The following is a 4,983-nucleotide window of genomic DNA, read 5'->3' on the forward strand; positions in this document are numbered from 1 at the left end:
AAGCTCGCAACTCTACGATTTAATGGCAACATGGGGTTGCTCAATGGGATACCATCATCCCACCATTTCTTCCCCGGCTACCTTATTGTACTGTTCGGTTAATTTACGTTGTGTTTCAAAGGGCACTACGGCATATTCATGAAACAGCATTTTAAATTTAGCCCTGCCCTGTGTAATAGAACGCAGCGACGAGGAATAATCATTCATTTCGGCCAATGGAACTTTGGCAATTATCCTGGTAAAATTCCTTTCTGCATCAATGCCTTCTACCAGTGCCCGTCTGGTTTGCAGGTCGCCCATAACAGCGCCTGTAAGGTCTTCCGGGCATAGCACTTCTACCTGGTAAATAGGCTCCAGCAATTGCGGTGCCGCCAATTGAAAGGCGTTCTTAAATGCCATAAGTCCGGCTATTTTAAAAGAAATATCGTTGCTGTCAACCGGGTGCATCCTGCCATCGAATACCGAAACCCTTATGTCCCTTACATAAGAGCCTGTTAATGGGCCTTCCTGCATTTTTTCCATTACTCCTTTAAGTATAGAAGGCAAAAAGCGCTGGTCAATAGCGCCTCCTACAATGCAATTGTAAAAAACCAGCTTGCCCCCCCAGGGCAGCTCCTGGATATCCCTTCCCCTAACGTTCAGCCCCGCAGGTTCGGGCATGCCTTCGTACCAGGGCTCTATCCGCATATGCACTTCTCCAAACTGTCCTGCACCGCCGGATTGTTTTTTATGGCGGTACACAGCTTCTGCCGCCGTTCTGATGGTTTCGCGGTAAGGGATTTTAGGTTCTTCAAAAACAACGTCCACTTTATGCTGGTGCTGCAGTTTCCATTTAATAACGGCCAGGTGCATATCGCCCTGGCAGTAAATGATCGTTTGCTTTAGTTCGGACGAAACTTTAACGATAAGGGTTGGATCTTCTTCTCTCAGTTGGTGAAGGGCGGCCGATAGCTTTTCTTCCTCTCCTTTTTTTACCGTGCTGATGGCAATGCTCATATTGGGCGCAGGAAATACTATGGGCTTTAATTCATAGCTCACGTTTTTTTCGTGCAATGTATTGTTAACATGCGTGTTCTTTAATTTTAACGTAGCTCCTATATCGCCGGCACTCAGCTCACCAACGCCGACCCTTTTGTTGCCTTCCATGACAAACAACTGGTTCAGCTTTTCAGATACGCCTGTGGTTTCATTAATAAGATCCGTGCCGGCTTTAAGCGTGCCGGAAAATACTTTCATAAAAGACAGCTCCCCCACATGCGGCTCCGATATGGCTTTATAAACAAAAGCACAAACCGGTTTGGCAGCGTCACAGGCAATATCTTCGCCTTTTACGGAAACCTGCGGCGGCATTTCATTGGCGCCGGGGCAAACATTGTCTATAAAGCCCATCAGGCGCCCGCTTCCCATATTGCGCTCTGCCGAAAGGCAAAACAGCGGAAAAAGGTCGTGGTTGATCATGGCTTTTTTCATACCACTCCTGATCTCATCTTCATCCAGTTCGCCTTTTTCAAAATATTTTTCCATCAGTGTTTCGTCATTTCCCGCAACGGCTTCTATCAGTTCCTTGTGCAGCATATCGGCCCTTTCTTTTTCTTCGGCCGGAATGGGCAACTTTTCCGGCTTACCGCCTGCATCTTTAAATTTATACATCGTCATGCGCAGCACATCTACAATGGCATGAAATCCTTCGCCCTGCTGCAGCGGATACTGGATTACTGTTACATTATTGCCAAAGTGATTTTTTGCTTCTCTTACCGTGTTGTCAAAATCTGCCTTTTCATTGTCGAGATGATTTACAGCAAAAATCATCGGTGTTTTAAATTCTTCTGTATATTGCCATATCACGTCTGTGCCCACCTCTACTCCCATAGCCGCGTTCAATAGCATGATACCGGTATCGGATACGCGAAGTGCGGAGAGTACTTCACCCACAAAATCATCATAGCCGGGCGTGTCAATGATATTGATCTTATACCCCCGCCATTTGGTATGCATCAATTTGGAAAAGATGGAATTGCCTCTTTCCTGTTCCAGCTCATGGTAATCGCCCACCGTATTTTTTTCGGTAATCGTTCCACGCCGGGAGATTAAGCCCGCTTCAAAAAGAAAACATTCGGCAAGCGTTGTTTTACCTGAGCCGGCATGCCCGAGAAGAACAACGTTCTTTACATGGGAAGTATCAAATTCGGCAGCCATGGCAATAATATTTTAAGATGAATAAATGTGATAAGGAGTTAATGTAACGACATGAAAAACTCATGGCAGTAAAGAAAGGATAACTTCTTCTGCTATAGCAATACTTTGTTCTGATGTTCAGTCAGGTATAATTTACCAGGAATTTTTGAAAATCATTTTTGATCTCATGCAGGGTATGCCTGAGGTGCTGGTATTCGGCAGACAATTTTTGGTAACCCGAGATCATATTTTCGGAAGGTGCATCATTATCAGCCACCGGTTGAAAGACCGGCATCCTGTTGTGGGATTTAATGGATTGTTTGAGATCGTGAATGTTGGCAAGCTGAATGTTGAACTGGTTTTCGTAATGCTCAACATCTTTAAGCGCTTCTTTGCTGGTGATGTGGGCCGCGGCCTGCTGCAGTTCATTTTTCATGCGGGTAAATTCTTCGCGCTGTGAACGTAATGCCTCCCTCCAGGCATTACATTCTTCTGAGAATTGTGCGATGTCTGTGGTAACCATGGGCGTACAATTTAAAGTGAAGAAATAAAATGAATTGTTCTTAAGCCAATGGGATCGGATAGTAAGTACTATTTAAAAGTACTAAAAAATATAAACATAGAAAGGCTTTTGTGTATAAATAAAAAAAACCATCCGTGCAGCTTTTGGCTGCGCCGGATGGCGGGGTTGTCTATCAACTTCCAGAAAGGTTCTACTGTGTTACCAGTGGTATTATAATTCTTTTACCGTCTAAAATACATTCTACAAAATATTCTCCTTTCGCATAAGCTGCCAGGTTAATATCATTCACGGTATTGACCATCGTCGTAAACAATATTCGTCTTCCCACCCTGTCGTATACCGTAACCTTTATGGGTTTTGGCGGTAATTTGGAGAAGATCAGCTTTGCCAGTCCATTGCCCGGATTCGGGGATAATTTAACTCTTATATCGCCTATGTAAATGCGACCATCGGGTACAAAGAAATAAGGATTTGATTCGCCCGTACATCCTGTAGCTGTGCTTGTAACTGCCACTTTGTATTTGCCATAACCCCTTGGTTTGTACACTTTTTCTATGGCTCCGGGAATCAATATCCCATCCTTATACCATTGATAGGTATCCGCTTCAGAACTCATCAGCACATTTTCTTTTTGCGTAATAACAGGTAGAGGCAGATTGGCCATTGACAGGTATATTTCGTCATATACTGTTCCGCCGCAACCCGTTACTTCCACACTGTAGAGGCCGGACGACATTGCATACAGCGTTTGTGTAGTGGCCCCGGTGTTCCAGAGATATTGTGCGCCGGGATTACCTGCATCAAGCTGTACACTATTGCCAAAACAGATGGTGGTATCATTACCTAAATTCACAGCAGATGGCGGATCCGTTAATGAAATCTCAATTTCGTCTTCACCCACGCAGCCATTGTGGTTTACGGTAACGCTGTATACGCCGGCCATATTCACTATAATGGATTGTGAAGCAGCGCTTGTGCTCCACGTATACACGGCACCAGGGTAGCCCGCATCGAGCGTAATGCTGCTTCCTGTGCAAATGGTGGCATCATCTCCCAACGAAACCGGGAGGGTTGAGCTTATATCCACTTTTATGGACCCTGTGCCAATGCAGTTTCCGTTATTTACCGTAACCGAGTAGGTATCGGCATGGTCTGCAACAATGGTTCTTGTGGTCTCACCTGTGCTCCACAAATAGGCGGCACCGGGGTTGCCTGCATCCAGAACAACACTGTTTCCTGCGCATATGGTGGTATCGTTGCCCAGGTCAACTGTAAGCTCAGGAGCCACTGTTACGTTAATGGCATCTATTGACTTACAGCCGTCTTTGGCTACGGTAACAATATAGGTATCGCTTGTATTTACGGTAATGCTTCTTGTGGCTTCTCCGCCCGGAGCCCATTCATAGGTGGCGCCCGGGTGATCTCCCGCATCAAGCGTAATGCTGCTGCCTGCACATATGGTGGTATCATTGCCCAGGTTAACCGGTATACCCGTTCCGCTTACAATGATATCTTCTTCATATGTTTTATCCTCTCCGCTAACGGTTACTTTTAAAATTACACGGTAAACGCCGGGCTGTGCATAACTGTGCGTTGGGTTCATAACAGCCGGATCGGGGCTGCCTGTTAAAACGGCACTGCCATCACCAAAATCCCACTCATAATTACTGATGCTGCTGCATGAAGTGGTAGCATCTGTAAAGCTTACATCAATCGGGCTGCATGACCCGGTTTGTGTATAGCTGAATTGGGGTTCAGCCATTGGCTTATTGGTAACAATAATAGTGTCGGTTGCTGAGCATCCGTCTTTTGTAACTTCTACCCAAAACTTTCCCGCCATCAATGTTTGTACCGTTTTTGTGGTTTTATTGGTTACGGTAGGCACGAACGGATCGCTGCCCCATTTATACGTGGCGCCTGTTATGCCGGCATCTAAGGTTGTTGGCAGGCCAACGGCGCATCTTTCTATATCAGTACCTAAATCCACAACCAGTCCCGAAGTTGTTACCGTGATGGCTTTGGAATCCGATGCACTGCAACCATTGCGGGTTACAGTAACCGTATAAGTATCAGCAGTAGTAACATCAATAGTTCTGGTAGTTTCACCTGTGCTCCAGTTATAAGTAGTACCTGCACCATGATCACCTGCATCAAGGGTAATGCTGTTGCCTGCACAGATAGCTGCGGCAGGTCCCAGGTCTACCGTTGGCGGCGTGGTTACCGTAATGACCTTATCGTCTGAGTCACTGCAGCCGTTGCGGGTTACAGTAACCGTATAGGTATCA

Annotated in this window: 3 protein-coding genes; all 3 read right to left on the bottom strand. The window is 45.8% G+C overall.

Annotated elements, in window-relative coordinates; genetic code table 11:
* Nucleotides 1-54: 54 nt before the first annotated feature.
* The gene (fusA2, locus tag PLH26_RS20255) at nt 55-2,196 is read right to left on the bottom strand and encodes an elongation factor G2 (protein WP_324587841.1); all 2,142 of its coding nucleotides are present in this window, start codon (nt 2,194-2,196) and stop codon (nt 55-57) included.
* Nucleotides 2,197-2,317: 121 nt separating this feature from the next.
* A complete protein-coding gene (locus PLH26_RS20260; RefSeq protein WP_324587842.1) occupies nt 2,318-2,698 on the bottom strand; it encodes a hypothetical protein in 381 nt (126 codons plus the stop codon).
* A gap of 190 nt (nt 2,699-2,888) precedes the next feature.
* Nucleotides 2,889-4,983: PKD domain-containing protein (locus PLH26_RS20265; RefSeq protein WP_324587843.1), on the bottom strand; the 2,095-nt coding region annotated here is incomplete at its 5' end.

It is taken from the genome of Agriterribacter sp. (assembly GCF_035444585.1).
GTDB lineage: Bacteria > Bacteroidota > Bacteroidia > Chitinophagales > Chitinophagaceae > Agriterribacter.

Excerpts from the sequence above, each read along its gene's own strand:
- fusA2 (WP_324587841.1), bottom strand. The coding sequence starts at position 2,196 with ATGGCTGCCGAATTTGATACTTCCCATGTAAAGAACGTTGTTCTTCTC.
- PLH26_RS20260 (WP_324587842.1), bottom strand. The coding sequence starts at position 2,698 with ATGGTTACCACAGACATCGCACAATTCTCAGAAGAATGTAATGCCTGG.